Origin of the sequence: Pseudomonas cichorii, from assembly GCF_018343775.1 — a bacterium.
In the GTDB taxonomy this organism is placed as follows: Bacteria; Pseudomonadota; Gammaproteobacteria; order Pseudomonadales; family Pseudomonadaceae; genus Aquipseudomonas; species Aquipseudomonas cichorii.
Window position 1 is genome coordinate 4,444,552 of sequence record NZ_CP074349.1, and the last position, 13,255, is coordinate 4,457,806.

15 protein-coding genes are annotated in these 13,255 nt (G+C 61.6%); 3 read left to right on the plus strand and 12 right to left on the minus strand.

Features of this window, described 5'->3' with window-relative positions; genetic code table 11:
- Positions 1 to 517: 517 nt before the first annotated feature.
- From KGD89_RS18805 to KGD89_RS18815, 3 genes are all read left to right on the plus strand, one after another.
- Positions 518 to 742 carry a hypothetical protein gene (locus KGD89_RS18805; RefSeq protein WP_025261311.1) on the plus strand — a complete coding sequence of 75 codons (225 nt, stop codon included), beginning with the start codon at positions 518 to 520 and terminating at the stop codon, positions 740 to 742.
- A gap of 250 nt (positions 743 to 992) precedes the next feature.
- Entirely contained in the window at positions 993 to 1,478 is a 486-nt protein-coding gene (locus KGD89_RS18810; RefSeq protein WP_025261312.1) for a hypothetical protein, read from the plus strand.
- Positions 1,479 to 1,623: 145 nt separating this feature from the next.
- On the plus strand, positions 1,624 to 2,907 hold the full coding sequence (locus KGD89_RS18815) for an OmpP1/FadL family transporter (protein WP_025261313.1): 1,284 nt from the start codon (positions 1,624 to 1,626) through the stop codon (positions 2,905 to 2,907).
- An 88-nt stretch (positions 2,908 to 2,995) separates the two neighbouring features.
- Here the strand turns inward: KGD89_RS18815 and KGD89_RS18820 are convergent, their stop codons facing one another.
- The 12 genes from KGD89_RS18820 to KGD89_RS18870 all read right to left on the minus strand — a co-directional run bounded on the left by KGD89_RS18820 (position 2,996) and on the right by KGD89_RS18870 (position 13,246).
- Positions 2,996 to 3,547: a glutathione peroxidase gene (locus KGD89_RS18820; protein WP_025261314.1), complete on the minus strand. Its 552-nt coding sequence runs from the start codon at positions 3,545 to 3,547 to the stop codon at positions 2,996 to 2,998.
- Between the two features lie 57 nt (positions 3,548 to 3,604).
- Positions 3,605 to 3,727, minus strand: a complete 123-nt coding sequence (locus KGD89_RS26175) for a hypothetical protein (protein ID WP_038399981.1) — start codon at positions 3,725 to 3,727, stop codon at positions 3,605 to 3,607.
- On the minus strand, positions 3,724 to 4,932 hold the full coding sequence (locus tag KGD89_RS18825; RefSeq protein ID WP_025261315.1) for an MFS transporter: 1,209 nt from the start codon (positions 4,930 to 4,932) through the stop codon (positions 3,724 to 3,726). Before KGD89_RS18825 ends, KGD89_RS26175 begins: the two co-directional genes overlap by 4 nt.
- A gap of 135 nt (positions 4,933 to 5,067) precedes the next feature.
- Positions 5,068 to 5,805, minus strand: a complete 738-nt coding sequence (locus KGD89_RS18830; protein WP_025261316.1) for an adenosylcobinamide-GDP ribazoletransferase — start codon at positions 5,803 to 5,805, stop codon at positions 5,068 to 5,070.
- A 1-nt stretch (position 5,806) separates the two neighbouring features.
- The gene (gene cobC / locus KGD89_RS18835; protein WP_025261317.1) at positions 5,807 to 6,379 is read right to left on the minus strand and encodes an alpha-ribazole phosphatase family protein; all 573 of its coding nucleotides are present in this window, start codon (positions 6,377 to 6,379) and stop codon (positions 5,807 to 5,809) included.
- Positions 6,376 to 7,428 (minus strand): nicotinate-nucleotide--dimethylbenzimidazole phosphoribosyltransferase, encoded by a 1,053-nt coding sequence (gene cobT, locus KGD89_RS18840; protein ID WP_025261318.1) that lies wholly within the window; start codon positions 7,426 to 7,428, stop codon positions 6,376 to 6,378. Before cobT ends, cobC begins: the two co-directional genes overlap by 4 nt.
- Positions 7,425 to 7,946: a bifunctional adenosylcobinamide kinase/adenosylcobinamide-phosphate guanylyltransferase gene (cobU, locus tag KGD89_RS18845; protein WP_025261319.1), complete on the minus strand. Its 522-nt coding sequence runs from the start codon at positions 7,944 to 7,946 to the stop codon at positions 7,425 to 7,427. The genes cobT and cobU overlap by 4 nt, the downstream gene beginning before the upstream one ends.
- A 1-nt stretch (position 7,947) precedes the next feature.
- The gene (locus tag KGD89_RS18850; protein WP_025261320.1) at positions 7,948 to 9,408 is read right to left on the minus strand and encodes a cobyric acid synthase; all 1,461 of its coding nucleotides are present in this window, start codon (positions 9,406 to 9,408) and stop codon (positions 7,948 to 7,950) included.
- Positions 9,405 to 10,406, minus strand: a complete 1,002-nt coding sequence (gene cobD, locus KGD89_RS18855; protein ID WP_025261321.1) for a threonine-phosphate decarboxylase CobD — start codon at positions 10,404 to 10,406, stop codon at positions 9,405 to 9,407. Before cobD ends, KGD89_RS18850 begins: the two co-directional genes overlap by 4 nt.
- Positions 10,399 to 11,307 (minus strand): adenosylcobinamide-phosphate synthase CbiB, encoded by a 909-nt coding sequence (gene cbiB / locus KGD89_RS18860; RefSeq protein WP_025261322.1) that lies wholly within the window; start codon positions 11,305 to 11,307, stop codon positions 10,399 to 10,401. The genes cobD and cbiB overlap by 8 nt, the downstream gene beginning before the upstream one ends.
- Positions 11,304 to 11,954: a 5,6-dimethylbenzimidazole synthase gene (bluB, locus tag KGD89_RS18865; RefSeq protein ID WP_025261323.1), complete on the minus strand. Its 651-nt coding sequence runs from the start codon at positions 11,952 to 11,954 to the stop codon at positions 11,304 to 11,306. Before bluB ends, cbiB begins: the two co-directional genes overlap by 4 nt.
- Positions 11,951 to 13,246, minus strand: a complete 1,296-nt coding sequence (locus KGD89_RS18870; RefSeq protein WP_025261324.1) for a cobyrinate a,c-diamide synthase — start codon at positions 13,244 to 13,246, stop codon at positions 11,951 to 11,953. Before KGD89_RS18870 ends, bluB begins: the two co-directional genes overlap by 4 nt.
- Positions 13,247 to 13,255 lie beyond the last annotated feature (9 nt).

Here is a 13,255-nt window from a genome sequence, read left to right on the forward strand (position 1 = left end):
ATGTGAACAAGTAGATTTTACGTCCCCCGGACAAGCCACCCGACAAGGAAAAATATTTGTAAATATCCCTTTCATTTTTCCGGATATTGCATTAGTGTTGTCGCCGTTAGTACCAAGCTGAAAATCAATTCCGGTCGATAAGTCCCCCGACAAGCGCCAATCCATGTGGAAGCGGTGTCGACAACAAGGGATCGACCACCTCGATGGTTTCCAGACATGTCCTGCGCAACATGACCCACAAAGGGCAAAGCGCAATCATGGCCTGCATTGACCAGCCTGCAATTGATCAGGATCTGCACCCCGAGCGTCGAACCTTTGCTCCTGTTGTGTTGCCTGCCCTCCTAAGTACCTACCTGTCAGCCAGGGCGCCATACGATAAAGCGCGCTTCAACTGACGGCCTTGTTCCAGTCAGGTTCTTCGCCAGGCCAGCTTCGACACTCAAGCCAGCCCGCGTTTACTGGAGCTCTTATTGATGCACGGTATTGTTCCGTGTCGTTTCAGGAAACACTTTCAATGATGACTACTCATATCCAGACTCAGGATGCCATCCGCACCCTCACCCACGCTTTCGCTCCAATGGACTGCCTGATCATGGCAGCCCGCAAAGGCTCCTTCAGCTTTACCATCGTCAATGAACACGGTATTGCCCGCCACAGCGAACGCCTTTACCCCGATCAGTACTCCAGCGCCGAGCCGCTGCAGGCCGTGATCGAGCGGACCCGCCAGGCCCTGACTGCCTGAAGCCAAAAGCCGCTCCAAAGCCCCGCCCTCAAAGCGGGGCTTTTTTGTTTCTGCGCGCCCCATCTAATCGCCAACCGATCTATAGCACCGAGTGCAAATCCTAAAACGATGTAAAACATAATTTTACATTCCAATTATGAGACTACACTTCAACTCAAGCGGCCTTGGGCTGCTTCCAGTGGGCCCTGTCCGATTCACCGCTGCCACGCATCAGGGTCCGCTGGTCATTATCTAGCGAGCTGACTGTATTATGGGTATTGCAGCCATAGAATTATGCCGCCACGTAATCCGCCCCACCCTGGTTTATCTGGATCGTCAAAACCCCTGCGCCGAATCGCTGCTCCTGGGCATTGCGGCCAGCCAGTCATCACTGGGCGATGCGCTGGGCAGCAGACGCGGACATGGCCTGTACCGCATTCCCGAGTTGCGGCACCGCCAACTCTGGGACAACTACCTCGCACACGACCCGGACCTCGCCAGCCGCGTGCGCGGCCTTGCCAGCCAGCATGCCTTCCTGAGCGGACCGAATCTGGAACTGGCCGTCAACCTACGCTACTCCACCGCCATTGCCTGGATGATGATCGAAGCCCAGACCGTCACCTTACCCACCGAAGACGATGCATTGGCCATGGCCAGAATCTGGCGACAGATCTTTCAGCCCCAGGGACGATTAAGGGACTTCGTGACAACTTGGCACTCGTGTGTAGCCCCTATTTATTTATCGCAACACGCATGATTGCGAAAAAACAAAGTTCTGGAAAATTCCCGCAGTATTATCGGATTGTCCTACAAAAATAGCTCTAAATCGGGCTCTTCAGCCTATAGCGCGTTCTCAAAAATGTTGGTAATTTCCGACCCGTGATCAACAAGGAGTTCTAATAATGAAAATAACGACAAAAGCAATTCACAGGACAACACTTGGTTTAGCCATTGGCCTGGCATCATCACAACTTCTCGCATCCGGTTTCGCAATCAACGAACAAAGCATCAGTGCAATGGGTACCGGCTTTGCCGGACGCTCCTCTTCCGCCGAGGACGCCAGTACGGTGTTCGGCAACCCGGCCGGCATGTCCCGCCTCAAGCGCGAACAAGTCAGCGTTGGCGCAGCGGCAATCATCGCCAAAACCGATATCAGCAATGCCAGCAGCACTTTCGGCGGCAGCAATGACGGCGACATGGTGCCGGTCGTTGGCGTCCCCATGGGCTACTACGTCAAACCACTGGACGATCAATGGGCCGTAGGCCTGGGTGTCTATGTGCCGTTTGGCCTGGTCACCGACTATGAAAACGGTTTCGCCGGCCGCTACTGGGCTGACAAGAGCCACGTACAGGTCATCACCTTCCAGCCGACTGTCAGCTACGCCTTCAACGACCGGGTTTCCATCGGTTTCGGCCCGACCATCAACCGCATCGAAGGCGAACTGACCTCCTCGACCATCAACGCCGCCTCCTTCGGCACCAACGACGGCAAGGTCAAGATCAAGGGTGACGATGTCGCTCTGGGCTTCAACGTCGGCATCCTGGTCCAGGCCACCGACACCACCCGCCTGGGCCTGACCTACCACTCCAAGGTCGACTACAAGCTCGAAGGCAAGACCAAGGTCGAAGGTGCCAGCTTCGGCCCCTTCAACGGCCAGAAGTACGACGCCTCTCTGGATATCAGCACACCTGAGTCGGTGGACTTCTCCATCACCCAGCAACTGGACGAAAACTGGACCGTGTATGCAGGCAGCACCTGGACACGCTGGAGCCGCCTGAAAGACATCACCGTCAACAACAGCGGTGTTCCGGCTGGTTTGGGTGGTGCCAACGGTGCAATCGGACGCATTTCCGAAGAGCAGGACTGGCATGACACCTGGGCCCATGCCATCGGCGCTTCGTACAAGGTCAACAACGAGTGGACCTTGCGCACCGGCTACTCCGTTGACCAATCGCCAACCAACAACGTGAACCGCTCTCCACGCATTCCGACCGGTGATCGTCAGATCGTCAGCTTCGGCGCTGGCTGGACCCCGAGCGATGCGATCACCATCGATGTCGCCTATTCGTACCTGTGGGAAGACGAAGCCAAGATTCGCAACGCCAGTACCTCCAAAGGTGCCTACAGCGCCGACTTCAAGAACAGCGCCCACGGTATCGGTACTTCGCTGACCTATCGCTTCTGATAACACCTGACCAGGGCAGGCCGAACAGCCTGTCAGCGGCCACAAAAAAGCCCGCGACCCTCACTGGTCGCGGGCTTTTTCGTATGGGTCACGGTTTTGAAGCGATCGCTTTCTCGATGGCCGCGATCAGATCAGGATCGTCCGGCTTGGTCATGCTGGAGAAACTGGCGACCACCTTGCCCTGGCGATCCACCACATATTTATAGAAGTTCCAGCGCGGCGCACTGCTCTGCTCGGCCAGCACCTTGAACAGGTGCGTCGCATCGTCGCCTCTGACCGGCTGCGGCTCGGTCATGGTGAAGGTCACGCCGTAATTGACGTAACAGACCTTGGCGGTTTCCTCGCCGTCCCCGGACTCTTGCTTGAAGTCATTGGAGGGCACGCCAAGCACTTCCAGCCCCTGGGCCTTGTAGCGCTGGTTCAAGGCTTCGAGCCCCTTGAACTGCGGGGCAAAACCGCAAAAGCTGGCAGTATTGACCACCACCAGAGGCTTACCGGCAAAACGCTCGCAGAGGTCGATATTTTCCTTGCTGCGCAGCTTCGGCAATTCGCCCTGCAGCAATGGCGGGCAATCGGCAGCCAATGCTGCGCCACTCATGGCGAGCAATAGAACAGGGACAGAAATCCAGCGTATTTTCATCAAGGCATCCCTACATTATTGTCTGGCCACACACGCTACTCCTTGAAGCGTCTGCACTCAACAGGCACCCAGCCCCAACTGCAAGGCCGCCAGCCCGACCTGTTGCCAGGCCCACCAGAGCAACCCCAGCACCACCACCCCGGCCAGGGCCGCAGCCAGAACAGGCCAGGACAGATTCACGCCACACCACCCTGAGGCTGCAACCGGGCCACCGGCCTCTCGCGCACGGGCCAGTTCAAGGCCGCCGCCATCAGGCTGAGCAGAATGGACACCTGCCAGATCAAATCGTAACTCCCGGTATGGTCATACACGAGCCCGCCCAGCCAGCCGCCGAGGAAGGAGCCCAACTGGTGGAACAGGAACACAATACCACCGAGCATCGACAGGTTGCGCACACCGAACAGCGTCGCCACGGTGCCATTGGTCAGCGGCACCGTCGACAGCCACAGCAAGCCCATTGCTATGCCAAACAGATAGGCCGTCGTTTCACTCAGCGGGATCCACAGGAACAGCGCGATCACCACCGCACGCAGCAGATAAAGCGTCGTCAGCAAGCGTGGCTTGGACATGCGTCCACCCAGCCAGCCTGCCGTGTAGGTCCCGAAAATATTGAACAGCCCGATCAAGGCCAGCACCGTGGTCCCGACCTTGGCAGGCAAATGTTGATCAACCAGATACGCAGGCAAGTGAATGCCGATAAACACGACCTGGAAACCACAGACGAAAAAACCCAGGGCCAGCAGCCAGAACCCTGAATGCGAACAGGCTTCACGTAATGCTTCACGCAGGGTCAGCTCACTGCCGACCGAAGCTGCCGGGCTATCCTTGAGCATGCTCACCAATGGCAGGATCAGCGCAACCATCACCCCCAGCACCAGCAAGGTGCTGGACCAACCCAGCCAGCCCAGCAGCCCCAGGGTTCCGGGCAGCATGGCGAACTGGCCGAAGGAACCCGCAGCACTGGCGATCCCCATGCCCATACTGCGTTTTTCGGGAGGCAAGGCGCGGCCGACAACACCCAGGATGACCGAGAAAGAGGTTCCGGACAGACCAATGCCGATCAGGATGCCGGCACTCAGGGAAAGGCTCGCAGGCGAATCGGCCATGCTCATGCAGATCAGGCCAGAGGCATAAAGCACACCGCCGATAAACACCACTTTCGCCGCACCGAAGCGATCCGCCAGGGCTCCGGCAAACGGCTGCGCCAGGCCCCACATGAGGTTCTGCAGGGCGATGGCAAAGGCAAAGACCTCGCGGCCCCAGCCAAAATCGGCACTCATGGGTGCCAGAAACAGCCCGAAGCCATGCCGGGTACCCAGGGACAGCGCGAGAATCAACGCACTGCCCAATAGAATCCAACCACTGGTACGCCAGACCGATGTCATTGTTTTTATGCTCCCCAAGGCTCGACGGACACTATTTACGTGGATATACCCGCAAATAATTACAGCGCGAAATTACGCCTCACGGGATGGTGGTGTCAATAGATTACAGGTGTCATCTTTTGCGAATGAATTCAATCACGAAGACCCCAACACAACCGCCAGCAATACCACCACCTCCAGCAACTCCAGCACAGCGCCCGCTGTATCACCGGTCGTCCCGCCCAGCCGGCGCAGCATCAACTGGCGCAGCCAGAAGAAACCCGCAGTTGCAGCAAGCACCGCAATCAGCCCGGCCCAACCGCCCAGCAGCACACAAGCGCCCGCACTGATCAGCAAGACCCACTGCCCGGTGCGCTTTGGCAGATGATCGGCCAGCGCCTGCCCCAGACCGCCCGCCCGAACATAAGGCGTGCTGAGAAACAGCCCGAGCATGGCGTTGCGCCCGATCAGCGGAGCCAGCAACAGCGCGATGCTGTTGTGGCTTTCGATCAAAGCCAGAATGGCGGTGAACTTGAGCAACAGGACCAGCACCAACGTTACCACGGCAATAGGCCCGCTGCGTGGGTCCTTCATGATGGTCAGGGTTCGTTCACGGTCGCCAAAGCCGCCCAGCCAGGCATCGGCGCTGTCTGCCAGCCCATCCAGATGCAGACCGCCGCTCAGCAACACCCAGGCCGTCAGCAGCAGCGCCGCATGCAACATCAAGGGAGTGCCGTCGAGCACCGCATTCAGCCCCATCAACAGCACGCCGAACAGCACGCCGACCAATGGATAGAACAACAGCGAGCGCCCCAGCTCCTGAGGCTGCGGCATCCCCGACAGGCGAATCGGCAAGCTGCTGAGAAATTGCAGGGCGATCCAGAACGGCAGCATCTCAGTTCTCCGTCAACACGCCGCCAGCGGCGACCTTGATGGACAGCAGCGCACCGTGACCGACCGTCACCTGCAACAACTGTTCGCGAGGCAAGCCTCGGGCCTTAGCCAGCAACAGGCGCATCACACCGCCGTGACTGACCAACAACACTCGCTCGTTGGCATGGCGTTGCTGCAAGCCTTGCACAGCGCCCAATACTCGCTCGGAGAAGTCCGCCACCCGCTCGCCATTGGGCGGCGTGAAAGCGTAAGGATCTTCCCAGAACAACCCCAACCCTTCGGCGTCGGTTTCCATCAATTGCGCGGCGCTGTGCCCTTCCCAGTCGCCGAAGTGCAGCTCCTGCAAGCCGGGCTCGACATGCAGCGGCAGCGTCAGCTTTGCGGCCAGTTCTTCGGAGAAACGCGCGCAACGCTGCAAGGGCGAGGTGTAAATCCGGTCCCACGGCCCTGCTTGCGCCACTGCCTCGCGCATCTGCTCCCAGCCTGTTGCGGTCAGGGCATCGTCCAGACTGCCGCGCAGGCCACCGCCCAGTTCGGTTTCGCCATGACGCAACAGATCCAGATGCAATGTCATGCCGGACGATCTGCCACTGCCGCTTCGGCGAACGTCGCCATCCCGTTGTGCAGTTCACAAGCCAGCCGCACCAGCGGCACCGCCAAGGCGGCACCACTGCCCTCGCCCAGACGCAGGCCCAGGTCCAGCAAAGGCTCAGCCTGCAAGGCTTCCAGCAGATGACGATGCCCAGGCTCCGCGCCCCGATGGCCGAACAGCAGCCAGTCGCGGCAGGACGGGTTCAGACGCACAGCCACCAGCGCGGCAACACTGCAAATGAACCCATCCACCAGCACCGCGATGCCCTCCTGGGCACAGGCCAGATAAGCGCCCACCAGTGCAGCAATCTCGAAACCGCCCAGGCAGAACAGACTTTGCAACGGGTCACCCGCCTGCTCGGCATGCAAGGCCAGGGCACGCTCGATGACTTCGCTCTTGTGTCGCACACCGTCGGCGTTCAGACCGGTGCCGGGGCCGACCAGCAATTGCGCCGCGCACTCCAGCAACGAACAGGCGACCGCACTGGCTGCCGTGGTGTTGCCGATCCCCATCTCGCCGCCGATAAACAGTTCAGCGCCCGCCGCCTTGGCGCGCAGCACGCTGTCACGTCCGGCCTGCATGGCCGCCAGTCCTTGCTCGGCGGTCATGGCCGGGCGCTGAGTGAAGTCGGCGGTGCCTGCTCCGATGCGCAGATGACGCACACCGGGAAAATCCACTGGCGACACGGTGCCCAGATCGACCACATCCAGCTTCGCCGACAACTGCCGGGCCAGCACGCTGATCGCGGCGCCGCCATTGACGAAGTTATGCAGCATCTGCCCGGTCACTTCCTGCGGGTAAGCCGAGACGCCTTGGGCAACGACGCCATGATCGCCAGCAAAAATCGCGATCCACAGCTGATCGGCCTTGGGTTTGACGCGCCCCTGCAAACCTGCGAGCTGAACCGCCAGCCGCTCCAGTTGCGCCAGCGAACCGGCCGGTTTGGTCAGTTGCTGCTGACGGGCCAGAGCGGCTTCGCGCATCGGCACATCGATGGCCTGAGCGGGCTTGAGCCACCAGGAGTTACTCATAATGCGGTTCCTTTCAAAGTCAGAGGCAAGCCGGCAACGGTCAGCACCACACGCTGACAACGCTCGGCAATGGCCTGATGCAACAGACCGGCTTCGTCGACATAGCGGCGGGTCAGCTCACCCAGCGGCACGACGCCCAGCCCGGTTTCGTTACTGACAAAAATGATGTCGCCCGGCAGTTCGCACAGGCATTCCAGCAGCGCCTCGCGCTCCTGAGCCAGACGCTCAGGGTCATCAAGCATCAGCAGGTTAGTCAGCCACAGCGTCATGCAATCCACTAGCAGGCAGTGCCCGATTGCAGCGTTTTCACGCAATACACGGGCCAGCTCTAGCGGCTCTTCAACCAGCCCCCAACTGTCAGGGCGACGCTGACGGTGACTGATCACGCGCTGATTCATCTCACCGTCCAGCGGCTGGCTGGTGGCGATATAAAGGACGCTCAGCCCCGACTCCGCCGCCAGCCTTTCAGCCAGGCGACTCTTGCCGGAGCGGGCACCGCCCAGGATCAATTGCAGCATTTCACTTCACCTCCAGGCCGCACAGCTCGCGCAACAGCGGGCCATCAAGGTGTTTTTCCACCAGGTCGGCCAGACGCTCGATATCCCGCTCCCGCAGCCCGTGATAATCCACCTGCTGCACATCCTGCAAACCCGCCCAGCGCAACAGCGCGCTACACGCGGCAGGCGACTCGAACAGGCCATGCAGATACGTCCCGAAAATCTGCCCGTCAGCACTGCGCGCGCCGTCACTGCGCCCATCGTCCAGGCGTACGGCTGCATTTTCCAATGCAGCGCCGCGGGTGACACCCGCGTGGATTTCATAGCCACAGACTTCGGCATCTTCCAGTGCCAGACGCCCGCGTACATTACGCAACTGTTTCTCGGCTTCCAGCACCGTGCTCATGTCCAGCAAGCCCAAACCGGGGCTGGAACCTGCCGCGCCCTCCAGGCCAAGGGGATCATGCAACTGCTGACCCAGCATCTGCAGGCCACCGCAAATCCCCAGCAGCTTGCCGCCATAGCGCAGATGCCGGTCAATGGCAGTATCCCAGCCGTTGGCGCGCAGGTAAGTCAGGTCACTGCGCACGCTTTTCGAGCCCGGCAGGATGATCAGATCGGCAGGCGGCACCGCCTGACCGGGGCCGATGAATTGCAGATTGACCTGCGGGTGCAGGCGCAGCGGATCGAAATCGGTGTGGTTGCTGATGCGCGGCAGCACCGGCACCACGACATTGAGCACCCGCTCGACCTTATCGGTCTGACGTCGATCCAGACCGTCTTCGGCCTCCAGATGCAGATCCATCACATACGGCAGCACACCCACCACCGGCTTGCCGGTACGGGCTTCAAGCCAGTCCAGACCCGGTTGCAGCAGCGCGATGTCGCCACGAAAGCGGTTGATGACAAACCCTTTGACTCGCGCCTGCTCGCTGGGCGACAGCAACTCCAGCGTGCCGACCAGATGCGCGAACACGCCACCTCGATTGATATCGGCCACCAGCAGCACCGGGCAATCCACCGCTTCGGCAAACCCCATGTTGGCGATGTCGTTGGCGCGCAGATTGATCTCCGCAGGCGAACCGGCACCCTCGACCATGATCACGGGGTACGTCTCGCCCAGGCGCCGATGGGACTCCAGCACCGCCTGCATGGCGATTTCCTTGTAGCCGTGATACGCCACGGCATTCATGGTGGTCACAGCGCGGCCATGGATGATGACCTGAGCACCGGTATCGCTATTGGGCTTGAGCAGCACCGGATTCATGTCGGTATGGGGCTCCAGCCCGCAGGCCTGAGCCTGCACGGCCTGGGCCCGACCGATTTCGCCGCCATCCGCTGTCACCGCACTGTTGAGCGCCATGTTCTGCGGCTTGAACGGCACCACCTTGACGCCCTGGCGGGTCAGCCAGCGGCATAGCGCGGTCACCAGCGTACTTTTGCCGGCATCGGACGTCGTGCCTTGCACCATCAACGTGGTCATGGGGTTTCCTTGCGGTATTTGAACAGTACATCTTCCAGACGCGACCAGTCGGCCTCTTCGCAAGGCAAGCCAAAGCGCAGGCTGCTGACCGCCCCCTGGCCCTCGAACAGACGCAGCAAGACTCCACGTCGAGCGCAGAAGTCATGCAGGGCCGGGGCCTGCTCGGTAACCACCCACTGAAACAGCGCGCAGCCGCCTTGGGGGGGCAGGCCGTGATTGCTCAGCAATGCCACCAGACGCTCACTGGCCTGATCGCAACGCTGGCGTTGACGGGCATGGCCTTCAAGGTCTGCAAGACACGCCTGACCCAGAATCCGTGTCGGCCCGCTGACCGCCCACGGGCCGATTTCTGCCGCCAGTGCCTTGAGCAGACCCGGCTCCGCCAGCACGAAGCCCAATCGCACGCCGGCCAGACCAAAGAACTTGCCGAACGAACGCAGCACGATCAGGCCGACGCGCCCCGTCTCGGCCGCCAGACTCGTGTCCGGCGTGTTGTCCATGAAAGCCTCATCAACCACCAGCCAGCCGCCGCGCTCGGCCAGACGGGCGTGCCATTCCAGCAAGCGCTCCGTGGTCAGGTGCAGCCCCGTGGGATTGTTGGGGTTGACCACCACCAGCACGTCGAGGCTGTCCAGGAAGTAATCCACTTCCTGTTCTTGCACTTCACGCACCAGAAATCCGCTTTTGCGCCATGCATGGGCGTGCTCTGCATAGCACGGCGACAGGACGCCGACGCGACAAGCGCTGCGCACGCGAGGCAAGGCCTGGATCGCGGCTTGCGAACCGGGCACCGGCAAGAGTTGAGGTACACCGTAATAGGCGCAGGCTGCGGCCTCCAGGCCATCGTCGGTTTCCGGCAGACGCGCCCAGGCCTGTGCAGAAATCTCCGGAATCGGCCACGCCCAGGGCGCAATGCCGGTGGACAGGTCCAGCCAGTCGGCACGGTCGATGCCGTAATGCTGCGCTGCCGCCCGCAGGCGACCACCGTGCTCAAGCATAGAACTCGGCCCCCACGCACAGGATCAGCAGCCACAGCCAGACGCCTCTTTGCACCAGTTGCCAGCCACGATCGATGGCATCCGCATCGGCGGGCACGCCTTCGCCCAGTGGCGGGCGCTGATGCAGTTCGCCGTGATAGATCGCTGCGCCACCCAGCTCGACACCCAGAGCACCCGCACCGGCGGCCATGACGGGACCGGCATTGGGGCTGTCCCAGGTCGGCCCTTGAGTGCGCCAGCAACGCAGAGCCAGGCGAGTCTTGCCCAGCAGCGCGTAGGTCAGGGCCACCAGGCGCGCAGGAATGTAGTTGAGCAGGTCGTCGATTTTCGCCGCCGCCCAGCCGAAGCGCTCGAAACGCTCGTTGCGATAACCCCACATGGCATCCAGCGTATTGCTCAGTCGATACAGCACCACGCCGGGCGCACCGGCCACCGCAAACCAGAACAGCGCGGCAAACACCGCATCGCTGCCGTTTTCCAGTACCGATTCAGTGGCTGCACGGGCGACTTCTGTCTCGTCCAGTTCGGTGGTCTGGCGGCTGACCAGATAACCGACCCGCCGACGCGCCTCATCCAGATTGCCCGAACGCAGGGCCTGGGCAACCGGCTCCACATGCTCGCCCAGGCTGCGCAGCCCCAGCGCGCAATACAGCGCCAGAATCTCCACCAGCCAGCCGACATAGGGCAGCCAGCTGAGGATGGTTGCCAGCAGCGTCAAAGGCACCACAGCCAGAAACCAGGCCGTGACGCCATGACTGCGCCAGCCACGTCCGCCGGAATTGAAACGCTGTTCGATACGGTCAGCCAGACGACCGAACGCCACCAGCGGATGTGAGCGTTTCGGCTCGCCGAGCAACGCATCCAGCGCTACCCCGGCAACGCTCAACAGCGCCACACTCATGGACTCACTCCCCATTGATTCTCATACAGCAATTCATTGAGTGGCCGCGCTTGCGCCCAGCCTTCCAGCACCAGCATCGGTGCCGGGTAAAATTCTTCTACCGGCCCCAGGCACAGAATCGCCAGGGGCTTTGCGCCTTCGGGCATGCCCAGCAGGCTGGCCAGCGCCTGAGGATCGAACAGCGACACCCAGCCCATGCCCAGCCCTTCGGCACGGGAGGCCAGCCACAGGTTCTGGATCGCACAGGACAAGGACGCCATGTCCATTTCCGGCAAGGTCCGACGACCGAAAATATGCTTCTCCCGATCGTCCATCAGCGCGGCCACCAACACTTCGGCACAATCGCTGATGCCCTCGACCTTGAGCTTCATGAACTCGTCGGCACGCTCGCCCAGGGCTTCGGCAGTACGTACCCGCTCTTCTTCCACCTGGGCCTGCATTTGCGCCCTCAATGCCGGGTCGCTGATACGAATGAAACGCCAAGGCTGCATCAGGCCGACACTGGGAGCCTGATGCGCAGCTTCAAGCAAACGCGCAAGTAACTCGGGAGCCACGCTGCCGCCACTGAAGTGACGCATGTCGCGGCGCTCGGCAATTGCCCGATAGACCGCGGCCCGCTCCTGGAGACTGAACGCCTGATCGGTCATGGTGTGAACAGCGCCGCAACCGCCTGAGGATTGGAAGGGAAATAGAAGTGCACGTAGGAAGCCGTCAGACGCCCGTCGCGGTACACCGCCTCTGCGCCTCGTCCGCCATTGGGGCTGACGCCACGGGCAATGGGCTGCAACTCGGTGCTGGTCAGGGAGTGGTGATAGGTGTGTCCGCGCAGCAAGCCTTCAGGCAACTCGACCGCTTGCAGGGCCAGAGCCGCCAGACGCTTTTGCATCACCGCCTCCCCCTTCAGCAGGCCCACCAGCTCTGCCCGCTGGCCTTCGACATCGGTCAGGGCATCGAGCAGATACAGCATGCCGCCGCACTCGGCCAGGATCGGCTTGCCCGCCTGATGATGAGCACGAATCGCCGCCAGCATCGGAGCGTTTTCGGCCAGCGCCGCATGATGAAGCTCAGGGTAACCACCGGGCAGATACAGGCTGTCAGCCTCAGGCAAGTGGCTATCGCGGATCGGCGAGAAGAACGACAGCTCCGCGCCCATGGCTCGCAGCAGTTCCAGGCTTGCCCCGTAGGCAAAAGCAAAGGCCTCGTCACGGGCGATGGCGATACGCACACCGGCCAGCAAGGGTTCGGCAGGTACAGGGTCCGGCGCATTGAAGGTCACGGCAGGCGGCAAGAGCACGTCGCAGGTGCTGGCCAGCGCATCGGCGGCAGCGTCCAGGCGCAGGTCCAGATCGTTGAGTTCACTGGCCTGCACCAAGCCCAGATGACGACTCGGCAATTCGATACCGGTTTCACGGGAAAGCGCGCCATACCAACGCAGGCCCTCCGTCAGGCTGCCTTCGAGCAACTGCGCATGACGCACGGTGCCTACCCGGTTGGCCAGCACTCCGGCGAACGGCAGGTCCGACTGATAACGCGCCAACCCCAGCGCCAGCGCTCCGAAGGTCTGGGCCATGGCCGTGCCGTCGATCACGCCCAGCACCGGCACGCCGAAGTGGCGGGCCAGATCGGCACTCGATGGCGTACCGTCGAACAGCCCCATGACGCCTTCGATCAGGATCAGGTCCGCCTCGGCGGCGGCTTCCCACAGCAGGCGTCGGCTTTCGTCGGCGCCCACCATCCACAGATCCAACTGGTAAACCGGCGCGCCGCTGGCCCGCTCCAGAATCATCGGGTCCAGAAAGTCAGGCCCGCACTTGAACACCCGGACCTTGCGGCCCTGGTTACGGTGCAGGCGTGCCAGCGCAGCGGTGACCGTGGTCTTGCCCTGCCCGGAGGCGGGCGCGGCAATCAATACTGCCGGGCAATGACGCGGCGCTCTCATACAGGGTTA

What these genes read in the sequence shown, in the direction of transcription:
- KGD89_RS18805 (WP_025261311.1), top strand. Translation starts at nt 518, where the DNA reads ATGACTACTCATATCCAGACTCAGGATGCCATCCGCACCCTCACCCAC.
- KGD89_RS18810 (WP_025261312.1), top strand. Translation starts at nt 993, where the DNA reads ATGGGTATTGCAGCCATAGAATTATGCCGCCACGTAATCCGCCCCACC.
- KGD89_RS18815 (WP_025261313.1), top strand. Translation starts at nt 1,624, where the DNA reads ATGAAAATAACGACAAAAGCAATTCACAGGACAACACTTGGTTTAGCC.
- KGD89_RS18820 (WP_025261314.1), bottom strand. Translation starts at nt 3,547, where the DNA reads ATGAAAATACGCTGGATTTCTGTCCCTGTTCTATTGCTCGCCATGAGT.
- KGD89_RS18825 (WP_025261315.1), bottom strand. Translation starts at nt 4,932, where the DNA reads ATGACATCGGTCTGGCGTACCAGTGGTTGGATTCTATTGGGCAGTGCG.
- KGD89_RS18830 (WP_025261316.1), bottom strand. Translation starts at nt 5,805, where the DNA reads ATGCTGCCGTTCTGGATCGCCCTGCAATTTCTCAGCAGCTTGCCGATT.
- cobC (WP_025261317.1), bottom strand. Translation starts at nt 6,379, where the DNA reads ATGACATTGCATCTGGATCTGTTGCGTCATGGCGAAACCGAACTGGGC.
- cobT (WP_025261318.1), bottom strand. Translation starts at nt 7,428, where the DNA reads ATGAGTAACTCCTGGTGGCTCAAGCCCGCTCAGGCCATCGATGTGCCG.
- cobU (WP_025261319.1), bottom strand. Translation starts at nt 7,946, where the DNA reads ATGCTGCAATTGATCCTGGGCGGTGCCCGCTCCGGCAAGAGTCGCCTG.
- KGD89_RS18850 (WP_025261320.1), bottom strand. Translation starts at nt 9,408, where the DNA reads ATGACCACGTTGATGGTGCAAGGCACGACGTCCGATGCCGGCAAAAGT.
- cobD (WP_025261321.1), bottom strand. Translation starts at nt 10,406, where the DNA reads ATGCTTGAGCACGGTGGTCGCCTGCGGGCGGCAGCGCAGCATTACGGC.
- cbiB (WP_025261322.1), bottom strand. Translation starts at nt 11,307, where the DNA reads ATGAGTGTGGCGCTGTTGAGCGTTGCCGGGGTAGCGCTGGATGCGTTG.
- bluB (WP_025261323.1), bottom strand. Translation starts at nt 11,954, where the DNA reads ATGACCGATCAGGCGTTCAGTCTCCAGGAGCGGGCCGCGGTCTATCGG.
- KGD89_RS18870 (WP_025261324.1), bottom strand. Translation starts at nt 13,246, where the DNA reads ATGAGAGCGCCGCGTCATTGCCCGGCAGTATTGATTGCCGCGCCCGCC.